This window comes from Pseudomonas sp. OIL-1, assembly GCF_010669185.1.
In the GTDB taxonomy this organism is placed as follows: domain Bacteria; phylum Pseudomonadota; class Gammaproteobacteria; order Pseudomonadales; family Pseudomonadaceae; genus Halopseudomonas; species Halopseudomonas profundi.
Genome location: NZ_CP048629.1, coordinates 2,718,592 through 2,735,042, shown reverse-complemented (window position 1 = coordinate 2,735,042; position 16,451 = coordinate 2,718,592). Strand labels below are relative to the sequence as shown.

The window sequence follows — 16,451 nt, the reverse complement described above, 5'->3', positions numbered from 1 at the left end:
CAGTTCAAAATTTGGCTAAAAATCATGAAATATTTTGAATCCTATTCTTGTAAGCCCCACTACACGGGCTTTGGGAACTGGTTCACATATTCACAACCGTTCGGCTGCCGGATGATTCAATGGCATCAAAATGATGCCAACCTCCGCTAGCCGGCTGGCGTGGAACGGCTAGCGCTATAAAAAAATGCTGATATTTCAATGGGCTGAACACACCCATCCAGACGGCCACCGTGCGAGAAAAAAAACCCCATTGCTGATACACTAGCGGCCTGGCGTCTATTCAGACGCAGCACCACAACTGAACCACGTCGCTGGCACTGCCAATGTCGACTCCGGTCATATCCCTAGCAGGCTTCACGAAATGCCCCTGGAAACCTCGATCGAGCCAACCACTAACCACCCGGAACCGTCCCGCCGCTTCTGCGTAGCGCCGATGATGGATTGGTCTGACCGTCATTACCGTTACTTCGCCAGGCTGATCAGCCGGCACGCGCTGCTCTATACCGAGATGGTGACGACCGGAGCAGTGATTCATGGCGATCGCGAACGATTCCTCGGGTATAACCCCGAAGAACAACCGCTGGCGCTGCAACTGGGCGGTAGCAAAGCGCAGGAGTTGGCGATCTGCGCCGCCTTGGCGCAGGATGCCGGTTTTGCCGAGGTAAACCTCAACGTTGGCTGCCCCAGCGACCGTGTTCAGAACAACCTGATCGGCGCCTGTCTGATGGCTCGTCCTGAGCTGGTGTCAGAAGGCGTCAAGGCGATGAAAGATGCCTGTGAGCTACCCATTACGGTCAAACACCGCATTGGTATCAACGGGCGGGACAGCTATGACGAGCTGTGTGACTTTGTCGGACAGGTGCACGAGGCGGGATGCGAAACCTTCATTGTCCATGCACGTATCGCGATTCTCGAAGGGCTTTCGCCCAAGGAAAACCGTGATATCCCGCCCCTGCGCTATGAGGTCGTGCACCAGCTTAAAAGGGACTTCCCTGCCCTTGAAATCATTATCAACGGCGGCCTGAGCCAGCTTGAGACAATGACCGAGCAGTTGCAGCACATGGATGGCGTAATGGTTGGGCGCGAGGCCTATCACAATCCTTATCTCATGGCTGAAGTGGATCGTCTTTTTTATGGTGATGATCGCCCCGTCCCTTGCCGGATCGACGTGCTGACCGCGATGCGCCCTTATATTGAGCGGCATCTTGAGCGTGGCGGAATGATGAATCACATCACCCGACATATGCTCGGACTATTCCAGGGCCTGCCCGGAGCCCGGCATTTCCGCCGCGAGCTAAGCAGCTCCCTACACCGTACCGACCAACCCCTTGCGCTCTATGATCGATTGATCGACGAGATGTCACAGCGGCTCGCGCCGCGGGATTGCTCCGCCTAATCGCCATGGGGTAAGGTCAAGGCATATTCGTCTCTCGCGGAAACGTCCATGACCAGCAAACTAGACAGCCTCAAGAAGCTCACTCAGATTGTCGCCGACACCGGCGACATCAATGCCATTCGAACCCTGCAACCCGTCGATGCGACCACCAACCCGTCACTGATGCTCAAGGCTGCCAGCCAGGCCGAATACAGCGGCATGCTCGAGCAGGCAGTGACACAATCGGTTGATAGTGCTGACCGTGCCAGCGACGCTTGCGACCACTTTGCCGTGGCCATTGGCTGCGAAATCCTCAAGCTTATTCCCGGCAGAGTATCCACCGAAGTGGACGCGCGACTCTCCTTTGATCGCGAAGCGACGCTCGACAAGGCGCGACGGATTATTCAGCGCTACGAAGAAGCTGGCGTCACCCGGGACCGCGTGCTGATCAAGATCGCCTCGACCTGGGAAGGCATTCAGGCCGCTGCCGAGCTGGAGAAAGAAGGTATTCAGTGCAACCTGACCCTGCTATTTTCCTTCGCCCAGGCCCAGGCGTGCGCAGATGCAGGCGTGTATTTGATATCGCCGTTCGTGGGCCGTATCTATGACTGGTACAAGCGACACGAACAGCGGGACTATACCGGCCAGGACGACCCGGGGGTACAGTCGGTTGCGCGTATCTATCGCTACTTCAAGCAGCACATGTACGAAACCGTGGTGATGGGAGCCAGCTTCCGTAATGTCGGTCAGATCGAGGCATTGGCGGGTTGCGACCGCCTGACCATCAGCCCTGCCCTGCTGCAACAGCTGTCAGAAGAGCAAGGCGACCTGACCCGTTCCAGCTTGCTTGAAGCCGGCGCGGGCGAGCCGCGGATAGTGCTCAACGAGCCCGACTTCCGCTGGTCGCACAATGAAGACGCCATGGCTACCGAGAAACTGGCCGAGGGCATTCGTGCATTTGCTGCGGATCAGATCAAGCTGGAGCGACTAATGGCCGAGCGAGCGGGATCAGTTGCCTGATTCAAGTGTGCTGACGAGGTCACGGAAGGCCTCGCGGTTATGATCGTTGAGGTTCATCAGGATCCGATGCGCCTCAAGAACCTTGTCCTTCACGACCTCCTCTGAAAGCACCTGTCCGGGCAGATCTTCCAGCTCCACTATGGTAGGCGCGCCTTCCGACAGGATGTTGAACACCTGATCGAAACCCATGCTCTGCAACAGCCGGTTCATATCTTCGTGGTTGGACACCAGCGTCGGCAACAAACCCACCTTCTGTCTGGACAGATTGGATAGTTTTGCCAGCAGACCCAACGAGGTGCTGTCGATATTTTCCGTTTCTGTCAGGTCGATGATGATCGAGTCGAAACTGAGGGCGCTGAAAATCTTCTCGATATAAGCATCAAGCGCTGCGCACAAGGTCAGGCGTACGTCACCTATGAACTTGAGAACAAAGGTGCCCTCCGACTCCGCGAACTGGATCTTGCCAGTAGTCATCATCTCGGGTTCCTGCTTAGCACCAGTAGGGAAATATCATCCGGCATCGCTTGGCCGGGTACCAGGCCAAGTTCGGCCAAAATCGTGGAAAATTCGCCTTCAGCCTGCTCGACAAGACCGGGCAAGCGAGCTTCCTTTTCCCTAAGGGTAGCCCCTTCCAGACAATCCAGCACTCCGTCAGAGCACAGCGTAAGGCTAAAATGCTCAGGCAGGCTGATCTGATAATTATCGTACACTGCGTCATCGAACAGACCGACAGGCCGGCCTTTTCCCTGCAGATATTCCGCCTTGCCATCAATGTAAAGTATCGGCAACGGCAGATGCCCGCCAATGCTGTAAGTCAGCGTATGAGAGGTTTCGTCAATGACCCCGCCAAGCATCGTGACATGCTTGCCGAGCTTGCAGCTGATCAGACTGCGGTTGATATGCCCAAGAACATCCGAAGGCTGGAACGCAATCGGCCCGCTGGTTTCCTGTCGACGTTGCTCGTACAACAGACGCGTTGTCATGAACTTGAGCAGGACCGTAACGAAGGCTGAAGAAGCACCGTGTCCGGAAACATCCGCCAGGTAAAATGCGAGCTGGGTCTCAGATACCCGGAAATAATCAACGAAGTCACCCGACAGATACAGAGAAGGGATAATCCGGTGTTCCAGTCGATACTGACCACTGGACCAGGGGCTGGCCGGCAACATGTTCAGCTGGACCTGCCGTCCGGCGGCCTGATCATCCTTGAGCTCCTGCAAATGATTCTCGAGTTCGTGGTTGGCCCGTTCGAGGCGCTCGCGAATGCGCTGATTCTCGACCCTCAGGCGCGCACGATCAAGCGAGCGCTGGACCGCATGGTCAAGCACCGCCAGGTCAGTGAAAGGTTTGATCAGATAATCGCTGGCACCGACGCGCAATGCTTCGACTACGTCGTCCATGATGCCCGCAGCAGACACTACGATAACAGGGGTGTCAGGCGCATCTTCGATAAGCTGGCGAATCAGTTCGAAACCGCACATATCTTCGATATGCAGATCGCACAGGACAAGCTCCGGCCTGTGTTTTGCGAACAGTTGGAGGCCCTGCTCCGCTTGGCTTGCCTGCAATACATCAAAGCCGCTGTTTTCAAGATAACCGGTAACGTGCTGACGCGCTGCATCGTCATCATCAATTACCAGTAAAGTCGTGCCAGGAAGCTGCATAGAGTCCCTACGTCAATACCATGGTACAAGGTGAGTCCCACAGCCACAGGGTGTGTGCCGTGTCAGGATTCCCTGACGCTTTCAAGGGGCAAACAGTACTCCCATCCAATGCGCCAGGCAACCGCTGCCAGGCGACGAAAACCGAGTGCACAGCTTTCGCATCTCAGAATTCGTCCACCACCTCCCCGTCACGCACCCGGTACTCACGATTTTGCAGAAAGGCATTGCGAATAAAGGCGTAACGATCACCACGGATCAGCCTCTCCTGACTCAACAATGCCGCCCGGGTATCCAGTATGTCGGTACCCAATGCAGTATTGCGCGTTGGGACATGATCGACCTGACCCGTATAGGTGTATCCGATGAAACTCTCGGACACACGTGAACCGGCATCACGCACAGTCGAGGGGCCAAGCAAGGGCAAAACCACATAGGGACCGCTTGGCGTACCCCAGCTACCGATGGTCTGCCCCAGGTCTTCGTCATTGCGCTGCAAACCCATGCGAGTGGCGACGTCAAAAATGCCCACCACACCCAGGGTCGAATTCAGCAAAAACCGGGAGAGATCCACGCTTGCATCATGAAATTTCCCTTGCAAGGTGTTATTGACCAGATTTCTGGGCTCGCCGAGGTTACTGAACACATTGGTAACGCCGTCGTCGAGAAACTCAGGCATGACCGCGTTATATCCCTTGGCCAAGGGTTTGAGCGTGTAGGTATCTATCGTGTCGTTGAAGCGAAAAACCACACGATTGAAGGGTTCCCATGGATCCGGGTTGGTATATTCGTCAGCGTAATCATCGTAGCCTTCCTGCGCGGACGCCGATGTAATACACAAAAGCGAGGCTGTGCAAGCCAGGGCCCAAGGGGTAACGGACTTCAATTTGTTCATTCAACGTCTCCAATTGCGGGGATACCCTGACCTGCCAGGGGGGGCCGCGGTCCGCGAATTGTAATTCAAATAACCGAAGCAGAAGTGAATCCCGTCATAAGCGAAAATGACAACCGCCTCTCCATAAAGCAAAGATTACCGCTCCCGGAGCGACAGACCAATATATTGAAGAAACGAAAATCGAATAACTGGGGCCGAGCACTCAGCCAGGAAGGGACAGGAGCAGATGCTTCTCACTGATTTTCTGCGCGCCGTAGATCATCCGCCGACAATGCTGGTCTGATCGTATGCCGGTGAGGTTGTCGCAGCCGCCTGACTTTCAACATTGATTCTATAGGGAACACGCCGAACCCGTCGGCCCTGAAACCGAAGAACCGGGACAGTTCGGAGTCGAGCGTCAGTGGTCCATTCCGGCGCCTGATAGCCTGCGCATAGCAAGGGGTATCCGCTCGGCAAACCGAACCGGCATGATCGGCCGGCGCGACGCTGGCCGAAAAGACAGGTTATAGTGAAACAAGACCGCCAACGCAGGAGTAGTCAAGATGGCCGAGCAGCACCTGAGAGAACAACTGGAATCACTGGAGGAGATGCTGGGTGACCCCGAAGCGCCTTTGTCGGCTGAAGAACGCGAGTCACTTCAACAACTTGCAACAAACATTAAAGCTAGATTGATAGCTAAAGAGGCTAACGAGGAAGCTGAAGCTGACCCAACGCTGGTGGACGGGGTCAACTTGATGGTCGAACGGCTGGAAGCCCGTCACCCGACCACGGCCGCGACCTTGCGCAGCGTTATGCAAACGCTAGTGGACATCGGCGTCTGAGGCGATTCAGCCCGGCATCCAGCAACCGCCGGGCTCGCTGATAAATCTCTGGCCGCTTATTGCCTGGCCAGACGGAAGTTGTCTGGTGGGCCCGGCTCGGTAGAACGGTATGGATTGATATCCAACCCGCCGCGCCGTACATAGCGAGCATATACCGTCAGTTCGCAGCGACTGCCCAGTAAGGTATACAGATCAGTGAAGATGCGCTCCACACACTGTTCGTGGAAATCCGCCTGCTGACGGAATGACAACAGGTACTTCAGCAGGCTCCTCCTGTCCACCCGGGTTCCCGCATAACTGATCATCACACTGCCCCAGTCGGGCTGACCCGTCACCGGGCAATTGGACTTGAACAGATGCGTGTACAGCGTCTCCCGGGTGCGTCTGGCATTCGGAGCCAGCGTCAGGAGGTCCGCATTATATTCGTATTGCTCGACGTCCACGACTAGATCATCAAGACATTCGCCTGGCAGTTCGACCATCCCGGCGCGGTACAACTGATCCATCGTCAACAGCTTGACCAGTACCGGCCCCTGCGCCGCTACGGACAGATCGGACTCGAGCGTACGCAGCACTTCGTGCCGGTCCCTGAACACCGTCTGATTGAACGAATTCAGGTACAGCTTGAAGGATTTTGATTCGACAATACGCTGAGCGGTGATCGGAAAAATAAACTCGGCAGCAGCTATTTCCGGCTTACCCGACGGCGTGAGCCAGGACAGCTCGTAACAGTTCCAGACGTCCGCGCCATTGAAAGGCAGGTCGTCGGGATTAAGCCCAAGCTCACGCCACTTGGGCAGCCGTGAAATCGGAAATAGTAGAGATGGGGTGTAGACACTTACGTAAGCACTTGATTTACCAAGCGGCGATTGCTCTGCCGGATGCTCATTCATACATTTTCTCCATGCCGGGCCGGCAGCATACCCTGCCGCCGTCCACCCGGCCAGCCAAGGCTACTGACGCATCCCAATGCCGCGTTTGAGCAACCAGTAACTGAAGCAATACAGCACAGCTACGAATACCAGCATCAGTACCAGAGCTACACCAATGTGGATGTCCGATACCCCGAGAATGCCATAGCGGAAGGCATTGACCATGTGCAATATCGGATTGATCAGCGACACCTTCTGCCAGAATTCGGGCAGCATATTGATCGAATAGAACACGCCCCCCAGATAGGTCAAAGGCGTCAGCACGAAGGTCGGCACTATTGAAATATCATCGAAGTTGCGTGCGAAGGTCGCATTGATGAAGCCGCCCAGCGCAAAGACCAGCGATGTAAGGAACACCACCGTGATAGTCAGGCCAATGTGTTGCACCTGCAACCGCGTGAAGAACAGCGACATCAGCGTGACAATCAATCCGACTGCCAATCCCCGGGCTACGCCACCGAAGGTATAGCCAAGCAGGATGACGTGCGGTGATACCGGCGCCACCATCAGCTCCTCAATCGAGCGCTGAAACTTGGTGCTGAAAAAGCTCGACACTACGTTGGAGTAGCTGTTGGTGATGACTGACATCATGATCAGCCCGGGTACGATGTAGTCGATGTAAGGATAGCCATCCATCTCGCCGATACGGCTGCCTATGAGATTGCCGAAAATGACAAAGTACAGGGCCATGGTGATGCCCGGCGGCAACAGCGTCTGCGGCCAGATGCGAGAAAAACGCCGGACTTCCTTTGACAGGATGGTGACAAAAGCGACCCAGCCGCTACGCCAGTGAGACATCAGGCCGCTCCTTTTTCAGCATTTTCATCCACCAGGTTGAGGAACAGCTCCTCGAGCCGGTTGCTCTTGTTACGCAAACTCAGCACCTCGATACCCTGCCCCGCCAATTCGGCGAACAGACCATTCATGCCCTGCGCCTTGTCGATCTGCACTTCCAGCGTGTGCTCATCGATCAGCCGGCATGGATAGGCATCCAGCACGGGCGCTTCCTGCAGGGTTTCACGGCAATCGAGCAGGAAGGTTTCGACATGCAGCTCCTTGAGCAGACGGCGCATGCTGGTGTTATAGATGATGCGGCCCTGATCGATAATCGCGATGTTCTTGCACAGCTGCTCGGCCTCTTCCAGGTAATGCGTGGTGAGGATGATGGTCACTCCCTGGGCGTTGATCTCCTGCAGGAACTGCCACATCGAACGCCGAATCTCTATATCTACCCCCGCGGTCGGCTCATCCAGAATCAGCAGACGCGGTTCGTGAATCAACGCGCGGGCGATCATCAACCGCCGTTTCATACCCCCGGAAAGCATGCGCGATGCAACATCACGCTTATCCCACAGGCTCAGGCGCTTGAGATACTTTTCTGCGCGTTGCGCGGCTTCCCCGGCAGGGATGCCATAGTAGCCGGCCTGATTGATCAGGATATCCATTGCCTTCTCGAACTGGCTGAAATTGAATTCCTGCGGCACAACGCCAATGCAGCGCTTGGCCGCCATCAGGTCAGTATCGATGTCATGACCGAAAACACTGACTCGGCCCGCTGACTTGGTAACCAGCGATGAGAGAATGCCAATAGTGGTGGATTTCCCGGCCCCGTTGGGTCCCAGCAAGGCAAAGAAATCACCTTGCTGCACTTCCAGATCGATACCTTTGAGGGCGGTAAAACCGTTGCCGTAGGTTTTTTCCAGCCCCTTGATACTTATAGCTGCGGTCATGCAAACGTTTCCGGCCTTGAGAGTCGATGGCTAATAATGGGGGCGCGCGCCGGAAAATCAAGACCTTGCGCCAGACGGCGATGATCTGCGCAACGCGTCTCGAGATTACAAAACCACTACAAATGTCCGCCATTCGTCAATTGTCGATGCCTCCGGCCAGCCCGTATGCTCCTAGGGTCTGTTGCCGTTTCGTCGCGGCCGCGACGGAGGCCCGTTTGGTGCAGAACAAGGCGCGAGAAGTGAAGTTTGGTTGTTCCAAATGAATGACGAGTAACGCAGTGCTGCGCTAAACGGGCCCCGTCCCTTCGGGTTGCGTGCAACGCGGCTCGCGACGAAACGGCAACAGACCCTAGCACAAAGACAACAGCCCATGGAGAGCCCGATGGCAAATACGCCCGAATCAGCGGCAGTAGAACAGGATGACGTTGCCAGCCGCATCACGCCCGCCTACCGACGTTATGCGTTAATAGTACTGCTCGCGGCCTACACCTCGAGCCACGTCGACCGCAATATCGTCGGCATCCTGATCGAACCGTTGAAAGCCGACCTGCTGCTCTCTGATACACAGCTGGGCTTCCTGTCAGGCATAGCATTTGCCTTGTTCTATGCCACGCTGGGCATTCCAATCGCAATATTTGCCGACCGCTCCAACCGCCGAAACATCATTGCCTGGTCCATCGCGATCTGGAGCGGCATGACGGCCTTGTGCGGTGCGGCGCAGAATTTCTGGCAGCTGGCAGCCGCCCGGATCGGTGTTGGTATCGGTGAAGCCGGTTCGAGCCCGCCTTCGCACTCGATGCTATCGGATTTGTATCCGAAGGAAAAACGCTCCGGTGCCATGTCGATCTATTCCCTTGGTGTGTACTTCGGCATCATGATCGGCTTCCTGGTTGGCGGGTTCGTCACCGAATGGTGGGGCTGGCGCGCGGCGTTCCTGGTCGTTGGCCTCCCCGGTCTGCTGATTGCCGCACTGGTCCGTTTCACCATGATCGAACCGCCGCGCGGGTTCGCCGACGGGGTCAAGCCGCCGCCGCTGGGAAAAGTCAACGTACGTGCAGGATTCGCGGTGCTATGGCGGGTGCGTACCACTCGGCACGTGGTGCTCGGCCTGACCCTCACCAGCCTGGTCGGTTACGGCAGCATCATCTGGAGCCCTGCCTTTCTGATGCGCAGCCACGGCCTGACGGCGAGCGAAGTCGGCCTGTTTCTTGGTCCGGTAATGGGCGTGATCGGCGGCGTGGGAGCGTTCGTTGGCGGCATGCTCGCCGACAGACTTGCCGCGCGCGATCAGCGCTGGAACGCCTGGATCGTCGGCCTGGCCAAGTTTCTGTCTGTCCCGTTCATTGCCGCGTTCTATCTGATCGACAGCACCATGTGGGCACTGATCGCCTATATGCCTGCCGTGTTCCTCGGCGCCTTCTATCTGGGGCCCAGCTTCGCCATGATCCAGAGCCTGACGCCACTGCGTAGCCGCGCGCTGGCATCGGCAATCATGCTGCTGGTACTCAACCTGGTCGGCCTGGGACTTGGCCCGCAAGCTATCGGCATCGTCAGTGACCTGATGCGCGTCTGGTTCGAGAACGACAGCCTGCGCTACGCACTGCTTGGCGCCGCCATCATCAACTTCTGGTCGGCTGCGCACTACTACCTGGCAGGTCGCACTATCAAGCAAGACACCGCCAACCTCGAAAGCTGATCTGCAATACGTTGCTGCCCGCTCGGGGCAGCAATGCCCCCCTGCTTTCCTTCTGCTATCGTCCGGTCCCCGCCAAGGGCATCATGTTTGGTCGCGATCACCGCAAACCCCAACAGACCCTTCCGCTTTAAACAGCTATGCTGGTTGCTGGACATTTCTCAATCGAAGGAGCGCTAAATGGTGACCCTGCTTTGGCTCATCGGCCTGATACTTTGCGTAACCGTGCTGGCTCATGTGCGCAGCGGCTTGCTGAATGGCTGCATAGCCACCGCGGTCTATCTGCTCGCGATGACCGTGTTAAGTCCCACGCACTGGTTATTGATGCTGGTTCTGTGGGTAGTATTCCTCGGCATCGCAATACCTCTGAACCTTCCCGATTGGCGGCGCGCCAACATCAGTACGCCGACCTTCCACTGGTTCAGAAAAGTGCTGCCGCCTATATCCGATACCGAACAGGAAGCACTCGAAGCCGGCACCGTGTGGTGGGATGGCGAACTGTTCAACGGTCGTCCTGACTGGAACAAACTGCACGCGTTCCCGCGTCCGGCCCTGACGACGGAAGAGCAGAACTTCATCGATGGTCCGGTCGAACAGCTATGCACCATGACCCGGGAATGGGAGGTCACTACGGCCTTTCAGGATCTGCCACCGGATGTGTGGGATTTCATCAAGGACAACGGCTTCTTCGGGCTTATCATCCCTAAAGAACACGGCGGCAAAGGCTTCTCGGCCTTTGCCCATTCGCAGATTGTCATGAAGCTTGCCAGCCGCAGCGGCGATCTCGGCTCTACCGTCATGGTGCCCAATTCGCTCGGCCCCGCTGAGCTGCTGTTGCAATACGGCACCGACGAACAGAAGAAGCACTATCTGCCGCGCCTCGCAGCGGGCAAGGAAGTACCCTGCTTTGCCCTCACCTCGCCTGAAGCGGGTTCCGACGCAGGAGCCATGCCCGACAAAGGCATCGTCTGCATGGGGGAGTGGGAAGGCAAGCAAACCCTGGGGCTGCGCGTCACCTGGGAAAAGCGCTATATCACCCTTGGCCCGGTAGCCACATTGCTGGGACTGGCGTTCAAGGTATACGACCCTGAACACCTGCTAGGCGAAGAAGAAGAGCGCGGCATCTCGCTGGCTTTGATTCCAACCGAAACACCCGGCGTCGAGATCGGCCGCAGACATTTCCCGTTGAACGCAGCCTTCATGAACGGCCCAAACTCCGGCACCGATGTGTTCATCCCCATGGAATATCTGATTGGCGGACAGGACATGATCGGTCAGGGCTGGGTCATGCTGATGAATTGCCTGTCGGTAGGCCGTTCCATTTCCCTGCCAGCTGGCAGCACTGGCGCCGCCAAGATGGCGAGCATGACCACCGGCGCCTATGCGCGCGTTCGCCAGCAGTTCGGTCTGTCTATAGGTGAGTTTGAAGGCGTACAGGAAGCCCTCGCCCGGATCGGCGGCAACACCTATGTCATGGACGCCGCGCGGCGCATGACCGCTGGCGCCATCGATCAGGGTGAAAAGCCATCGGTCCTGTCTGCAGTGGTCAAATACCATCTGACCGAGCGCATGCGTCAATGCCTGAATGATGCGATGGATGTGCACGGCGGCAAGGGCATCTGCATGGGACCCAAGAACTACCTGGGCCGCGCCTATCAGTCGATACCGATCTCGATCACCGTCGAGGGTGCCAACATCCTTACCCGCAGCATGATGATTTTCGGCCAGGGGGCAATCCGCTGCCATCCGTACCTGCTGCAGGAAATGACCGCCACGCAGGATCCGGATGTAAACAGCGGGATTCGTCGCTTCGACAAACTGCTGTTCGAGCATGTCGGCTTCGGCGTGAGCAATGCCGCCAGCAGTCTGCTGCTTGGACTCACCGGCGGCATGCTGGCCAAAACGCCCGGCAACGCCGAGACCAAAGGCTATTACCAGCAGCTGTCTCGCCTTGCTGCCGCATTCGCCACGCTGGCGGACACCACCATGCTGATGCTCGGCGGTGAACTGAAGCGCCGTGAGCGGCTCTCGGCGCGGCTGGGCGATGTGTTGAGCAACCTGTATCTGGCCAGCGCCACGCTCAAGCATTACCACGACCAGGGCTCGCCCGAAGAGGATCTGCCCTTCGTACGCTGGGGCGTTGAGGATCTCCTCGCGCGCACCGAGCAATCCATGCATGAAATATTGCTCAATTTCCCGAACCGGGTAGCCGGTGTGCTGCTGCGCATCGTGGTATTCCCGCTGGGGCGTCACCTCGCTCCACCCAGCGATCGGACCGGTGCAGAGATAGCCCGACGCCTGATGACACCCGGCGCGTCGCGCGATCGGCTGCTGGCGGGCTGCTACCGGAGCAACGACCCTGACGATGTCACCGGCCTGCTGAACAGCACGCTTGAGCAAGTGATCGCCGCCGACGCGTTGACCTCGCGCATGCGCAAGGCGAACAAGGCAGGTGACATTGAAGGGGACGGGCAGGAAGATCTGGTGGCCGCTGCCTTAACCAGCGGAACGATCAACGAAGCCGAGGCAGAACAGCTCAGCGCTGCGATAGCCGCGAGACGCGCGGTGATCGAGGTCGATGACTTTTCTGCCGAGGAAATGAACCCTCAGCACGATACCTCGGTTCCGCTCAAAACCTGAGCCCTACGGAACGATGCCGGCCAGCGTGCCGGCATCGTCTTTACGCGCCCCACCGCACTCACCCTGCACGTCTTCTGCTAGACTCTCGCGCTTGTTTAGGAGACACCGATGAACACTTCACTGCCCTACCACACCTATCATCTGGCGCTTTTGAAAAGCCTGTTCGATACCCTGCGCGCCCAGTCCGTCCTGATGGAACAAGTCCCCGAGGAAAGTAACATCCTTTTCCTCGAGCGCTTCGACGAACTGATCACCGAACTCGAAGCAGGCAATGACGACGCGATGCAGCAAGGACAGGAAATTATCTGTCAGATCATTTCACGCTATCCGCAGATCGCGCACCTGATTCCCCGCGACCTGCTGTGGTATTTCGGCGGTGATTGTCTGCACTTCATGCCAGATGAGGAGATCGCTCTGTACCAACTGCTTGACGAGCACCAGGCCGCTGCTGAAGCGCGTGGCGAAACCTTTGACTGGGCCCAGGCCAAGCAATTGCTTCTGAGCAGCCAGAGCCAGAACTAAGCCGACCCAGGGCCGGGCGCGACAGACGCGCTCTGCTCTGCTCAAGACTGAAGCCTGAGGCCAAATCGCAGGCACAAAAAAGCCGTCACATGGACGGCTTTTTTGATGAATCTGGAGCGGGAAACGAGACTCGAACTCGCGACCCCGACCTTGGCAAGGTCGTGCTCTACCAACTGAGCTATTCCCGCAAAACTGACGCCGAAGTGGCGTCCCCTAGGGGACTCGAACCCCTGTTACCGCCGTGAAAGGGCGGTGTCCTAGGCCACTAGACGAAGGGGACGTATCCGGACTTCACAGTGCCGAGGTAATTAACCCTGGCTACTTGCTGCTCCCGTGTTTCAATGTTCGCTGCAAGTGGCGCGCATTTTAGGCAGGGTCCGGAGAACCGTCAACCCCCCAACCTGATATTTTTTCAGGTTTTTTTCGTGCGCCGCGGAATCTCAGGGATTGCGGGCAGGCGGGCCTGGTTCAACGCTACCCTTCCCTCCCTGAACTGACGAGTCTAGTTATGCCTGTGATGATTTGCGAACTGCGACACAGAAATTCCTGCTTGCAACGTTTCCTGTTTAGTTCGATGCTTGGGCTTCTACCACGTACATCACCAAGGAAGAGAGATCGATCGTGTCCCCTTTAGTCATTGGAGCCCTGGTAGCTGGCGGCGTGCTGATCCTTATCAGCATCGGTTTCATCAGCCACAGCCTTGAACGCGCACGGCTAGAGCGCGCCCGGCAGACTGCCGAGCTGAACGCTCGCATCAGATACTGTTCTACCCTCAGCGGTGAATTGCCCGGCCAGTTCATGACAGTCGAGCTGAAGTCCCTGCTGCTGACCATTGAAGAATATCTGTTAACGCAACTCCTCAAGCTGGACCGGAAGAACGCCAAGGCTGAAAACCAGCTGGCCATGGTCCGCCAGCAGCTGACCACCGGAGACCTGAGTATCGGCAACACGCCGATAGCCATCACCAGCGAAACACAGGCCCGCGACGTTCGCCTTCTGCTGGAAAACCTGCACAAGCTGCTTTCCCAGGCTCACAAGGATGGCCTGCTCGACAGCGCCACCCTGCAGCAATGGGTAGCCAGGATCCGCCAGCATATCGTTGCGATCAACCTGGAAATGTTCCAGTCGCTAGCCAACGAAGCTCTGCAACAAGGCAAGCCACGCGTAGCCAAATTGCAGTATGAGCGCGCAGTAGCGTTTCTTCAGAAGCAGAACGATCCAGCCTTTGCCGAGCTGCTTGCGCAGATGAGACAGAAGCTCAGAGAGGCCGAGCAGGCTGCCATCCGCACCGAGCAGACTACCGATCCGGCAAACAGTGAACTGCTCGCCGGATTGGACGCGCTTGAAGAAGACGATGAAGCCTGGAAAAAACGATCCGTGTACGATGATTAACGCCGTTAAGTACCGCGTGCGCGTGTTGCTAATAATCAGGATGTAGCTACGCACGCCATGTGAGACTTCGGTGGCCTTTTCCATAACAAGATAACGGAGCCCCCGCATGGCACTGACCCTTTATGGCGCGATTCTGTCTCCCTTCGTTCGCAAGGTCCGCATCCTGCTTGCCGAGGTCGGGCAGGAATACGAACTGGTCACGGTCAATCCCTTCGGACAGCCTGACTGGTATTACAAGATCAACCCGCTTGGCCGCGTCCCGGCCATACAGGATGGCGATCTTACCCTGGCCGACTCTGCTGTTATCGCCCAGTACCTGCATGAAAGCCGCGGCAGCTCGCTATACGGCACGAATCCGGAGCAGGCTGCCAGGATCCGCTGGCTGGAAAAATACGCCGATTATGAAGTGGCGCCCTTTGCCACCTTTACGGTGTTCTACAACCGGATTGTCCGGCCACTCAAGGGCGAGACGACCGATGAGCAACTGGTGAGGACAGCGTTGAACGAGACACTGCCGCCGCTGTTTGATTATCTGGAGGCGCAACTGGGCGATAACGAATATCTGGTCGGTGACCGGTTCAGCATGGCCGATATCGCCGTGGCATGTCAGCTGATCAATTTCGGGCACGGCGGCGAAACGCTGGACCCGCAACGCTGGCCCGGCCTGGCTGGGTTACTCGAACGGGTCAGCACACGCCCCAGCATTGCCGATCGCCTGACCGAGGAGCGCGGCCTGCTGGCCAAGATAGCGGCGCGCTCGGCCCAGAAACAGCCCAGCTGAGATGGATCGAACCTAGAGCAAAGCCCGCCCTACCCACGAGCGGGCAAACTGGTAGGCGCAACGCCCGTTGCGATTCCCCCGCGCCAACGCCCAGCGTATTGCCTCCTTTTTCAGCTCCTCAGTCCAGTGCCAGGTCAGGTCATGCTCGCTCGCCAGCGCCGCGAGCCAGTGCTGAACCACTTCAAGATAATGCTCCTGGGAGAACGGATAGAACGACACCCACAACCCAAAGCGGTCCGATAGCGCGATTTTCTCCTCGATCGCTTCACCGGGGTGCAGCTCGCCATCAACCATCGCAGCCCCTTGATTATCGCTCCGCTGCTCGGGCAGCAGGTGCCGCCGGTTGGACGTGGCGTAGAGCAGCAGGTTGTCCGGTGTAGTTTCCAGGGTTCCATCGAGTACAGTCTTCAAAGTCTTGTATGCACTGTCATCCGCCTCGAACGCCAGATCGTCGCAGAACAACAGAAACTGCCAAGGCAGCGATCTTACCTGTTCAATCAGCGCAGGCAGATGCACCAGGTCATTCTTGTCGATCTCGATCAGACGCAGACTGCGACCTGCATATTCATTCAGCAGCGCCCTGATCAACGACGACTTCCCGGTACCACGCGCGCCCCACAACAAGGCGTTATTGGCAGGCAGCCCCCCCACAAACTGCTCGGTGTTGGCCCGCAACAGCTCTTTCTGGCGCTCAACGCCGACCAGATCGGCAAGCCCGGTATGCTTCCCGACGGTCAAGGGCCGTAGCCAGCCTCGATCCCCCTGACCCATCCAGCGGGCGGCCAGCGTCACCTTCCAGTCAACGGCTTCCGGAGCTGGCGGGAGTGTCTTTTCGAAGCGATCCATGAAACTCGCCGCACGTTTCATGAACTCTCCGGGAGTCATTTCGTTCATACCTGTATTCCTGTTCAAGAGAAATGACTTAGCATGCCACGTCTAACGCGAACGACCGATACCATCCCATCACCAGGCAGCGGGGAACCAAGCTA

At 57.3% G+C, this 16,451-nt stretch carries 15 protein-coding genes and 2 tRNA genes; 8 read left to right on the top strand and 9 right to left on the bottom strand.

Features of this window, described 5'->3' with window-relative positions; all coding sequences use genetic code 11:
• Positions 1–361 precede the first annotated feature (361 nt).
• Entirely contained in the window at positions 362–1,396 is a 1,035-nt protein-coding gene (dusA, locus tag G3M63_RS12785) for a tRNA dihydrouridine(20/20a) synthase DusA (RefSeq protein WP_163983374.1), read from the top strand.
• A 48-nt stretch (positions 1,397–1,444) separates the two neighbouring features.
• Complete coding sequence (gene tal, locus G3M63_RS12780; RefSeq protein ID WP_163983373.1) at positions 1,445–2,395, top strand: transaldolase; 951 nt, start codon at positions 1,445–1,447, stop codon at positions 2,393–2,395.
• Here tal and rssC read toward each other — a convergent pair.
• The 3 genes from rssC to G3M63_RS12765 all read right to left on the bottom strand — a co-directional run bounded on the left by rssC (position 2,384) and on the right by G3M63_RS12765 (position 4,951).
• Positions 2,384–2,869 carry an anti-sigma factor antagonist RssC gene (rssC, locus tag G3M63_RS12775; RefSeq protein WP_150302062.1) on the bottom strand — a complete coding sequence of 162 codons (486 nt, stop codon included), beginning with the start codon at positions 2,867–2,869 and terminating at the stop codon, positions 2,384–2,386. The two genes, tal and rssC, sit on opposite strands and share 12 nt — an antisense overlap.
• Complete coding sequence (locus G3M63_RS12770) at positions 2,869–4,059, bottom strand: SpoIIE family protein phosphatase (protein ID WP_150302050.1); 1,191 nt, start codon at positions 4,057–4,059, stop codon at positions 2,869–2,871. The genes rssC and G3M63_RS12770 overlap by 1 nt, the downstream gene beginning before the upstream one ends.
• 163 nt (positions 4,060–4,222) lie before the next feature.
• Positions 4,223–4,951, bottom strand: a complete 729-nt coding sequence (locus G3M63_RS12765; protein ID WP_163983372.1) for a VacJ family lipoprotein — start codon at positions 4,949–4,951, stop codon at positions 4,223–4,225.
• Positions 4,952–5,493: 542 nt separating this feature from the next.
• Here G3M63_RS12765 and G3M63_RS12760 point away from each other — a divergent pair.
• A complete protein-coding gene (locus G3M63_RS12760; RefSeq protein WP_150302052.1) occupies positions 5,494–5,772 on the top strand; it encodes a DUF4404 family protein in 279 nt (92 codons plus the stop codon).
• A 56-nt stretch (positions 5,773–5,828) separates the two neighbouring features.
• Here the strand turns inward: G3M63_RS12760 and queF are convergent, their stop codons facing one another.
• From queF to G3M63_RS12745, 3 genes are read right to left on the bottom strand one after another with little or no spacing between them, the layout of a single operon-like run.
• On the bottom strand, positions 5,829–6,665 hold the full coding sequence (gene queF / locus G3M63_RS12755) for an NADPH-dependent 7-cyano-7-deazaguanine reductase QueF (protein ID WP_150302053.1): 837 nt from the start codon (positions 6,663–6,665) through the stop codon (positions 5,829–5,831).
• Positions 6,666–6,725: 60 nt separating this feature from the next.
• Positions 6,726–7,502 carry an ABC transporter permease gene (locus G3M63_RS12750; protein ID WP_163983371.1) on the bottom strand — a complete coding sequence of 259 codons (777 nt, stop codon included), beginning with the start codon at positions 7,500–7,502 and terminating at the stop codon, positions 6,726–6,728.
• Positions 7,502–8,434 carry an ABC transporter ATP-binding protein gene (locus G3M63_RS12745; protein WP_150302055.1) on the bottom strand — a complete coding sequence of 311 codons (933 nt, stop codon included), beginning with the start codon at positions 8,432–8,434 and terminating at the stop codon, positions 7,502–7,504. Before G3M63_RS12745 ends, G3M63_RS12750 begins: the two co-directional genes overlap by 1 nt.
• Positions 8,435–8,816: 382 nt before the next feature.
• Here G3M63_RS12745 and G3M63_RS12740 point away from each other — a divergent pair, with 382 nt between their 5' ends.
• The 3 genes from G3M63_RS12740 to G3M63_RS12730 all read left to right on the top strand — a co-directional run bounded on the left by G3M63_RS12740 (position 8,817) and on the right by G3M63_RS12730 (position 13,289).
• Positions 8,817–10,130 (top strand): MFS transporter, encoded by a 1,314-nt coding sequence (locus G3M63_RS12740; protein WP_150302056.1) that lies wholly within the window; start codon positions 8,817–8,819, stop codon positions 10,128–10,130.
• Between the two features lie 180 nt (positions 10,131–10,310).
• Entirely contained in the window at positions 10,311–12,767 is a 2,457-nt protein-coding gene (locus G3M63_RS12735) for an acyl-CoA dehydrogenase (protein WP_163984271.1), read from the top strand.
• 108 nt (positions 12,768–12,875) lie between these two features.
• Entirely contained in the window at positions 12,876–13,289 is a 414-nt protein-coding gene (locus tag G3M63_RS12730) for a PA2817 family protein (protein ID WP_163983370.1), read from the top strand.
• Positions 13,290–13,401: 112 nt separating this feature from the next.
• On the opposite strand, the gene G3M63_RS12725 is transcribed toward G3M63_RS12730, so the two are convergent.
• Together G3M63_RS12725 and G3M63_RS12720 are read right to left on the bottom strand one after the other, a co-directional pair.
• Positions 13,402–13,477, bottom strand: a tRNA-Gly gene (locus G3M63_RS12725).
• Positions 13,478–13,493: 16 nt separating this feature from the next.
• Positions 13,494–13,569 (bottom strand) — tRNA-Glu (locus G3M63_RS12720).
• Positions 13,570–13,910: 341 nt separating this feature from the next.
• On the opposite strand from G3M63_RS12720, the gene G3M63_RS12715 reads away from it, so the two are divergent.
• Both G3M63_RS12715 and G3M63_RS12710 read left to right on the top strand, forming a co-directional pair.
• Positions 13,911–14,681 (top strand): hypothetical protein, encoded by a 771-nt coding sequence (locus G3M63_RS12715; RefSeq protein ID WP_163983369.1) that lies wholly within the window; start codon positions 13,911–13,913, stop codon positions 14,679–14,681.
• 106 nt (positions 14,682–14,787) lie between these two features.
• Entirely contained in the window at positions 14,788–15,462 is a 675-nt protein-coding gene (locus tag G3M63_RS12710) for a glutathione S-transferase family protein (protein ID WP_163983368.1), read from the top strand.
• A 12-nt stretch (positions 15,463–15,474) separates the two neighbouring features.
• On the opposite strand, the gene G3M63_RS12705 is transcribed toward G3M63_RS12710, so the two are convergent.
• On the bottom strand, positions 15,475–16,347 hold the full coding sequence (locus tag G3M63_RS12705) for an ATP-binding protein (RefSeq protein ID WP_163984270.1): 873 nt from the start codon (positions 16,345–16,347) through the stop codon (positions 15,475–15,477).
• Positions 16,348–16,451 lie beyond the last annotated feature (104 nt).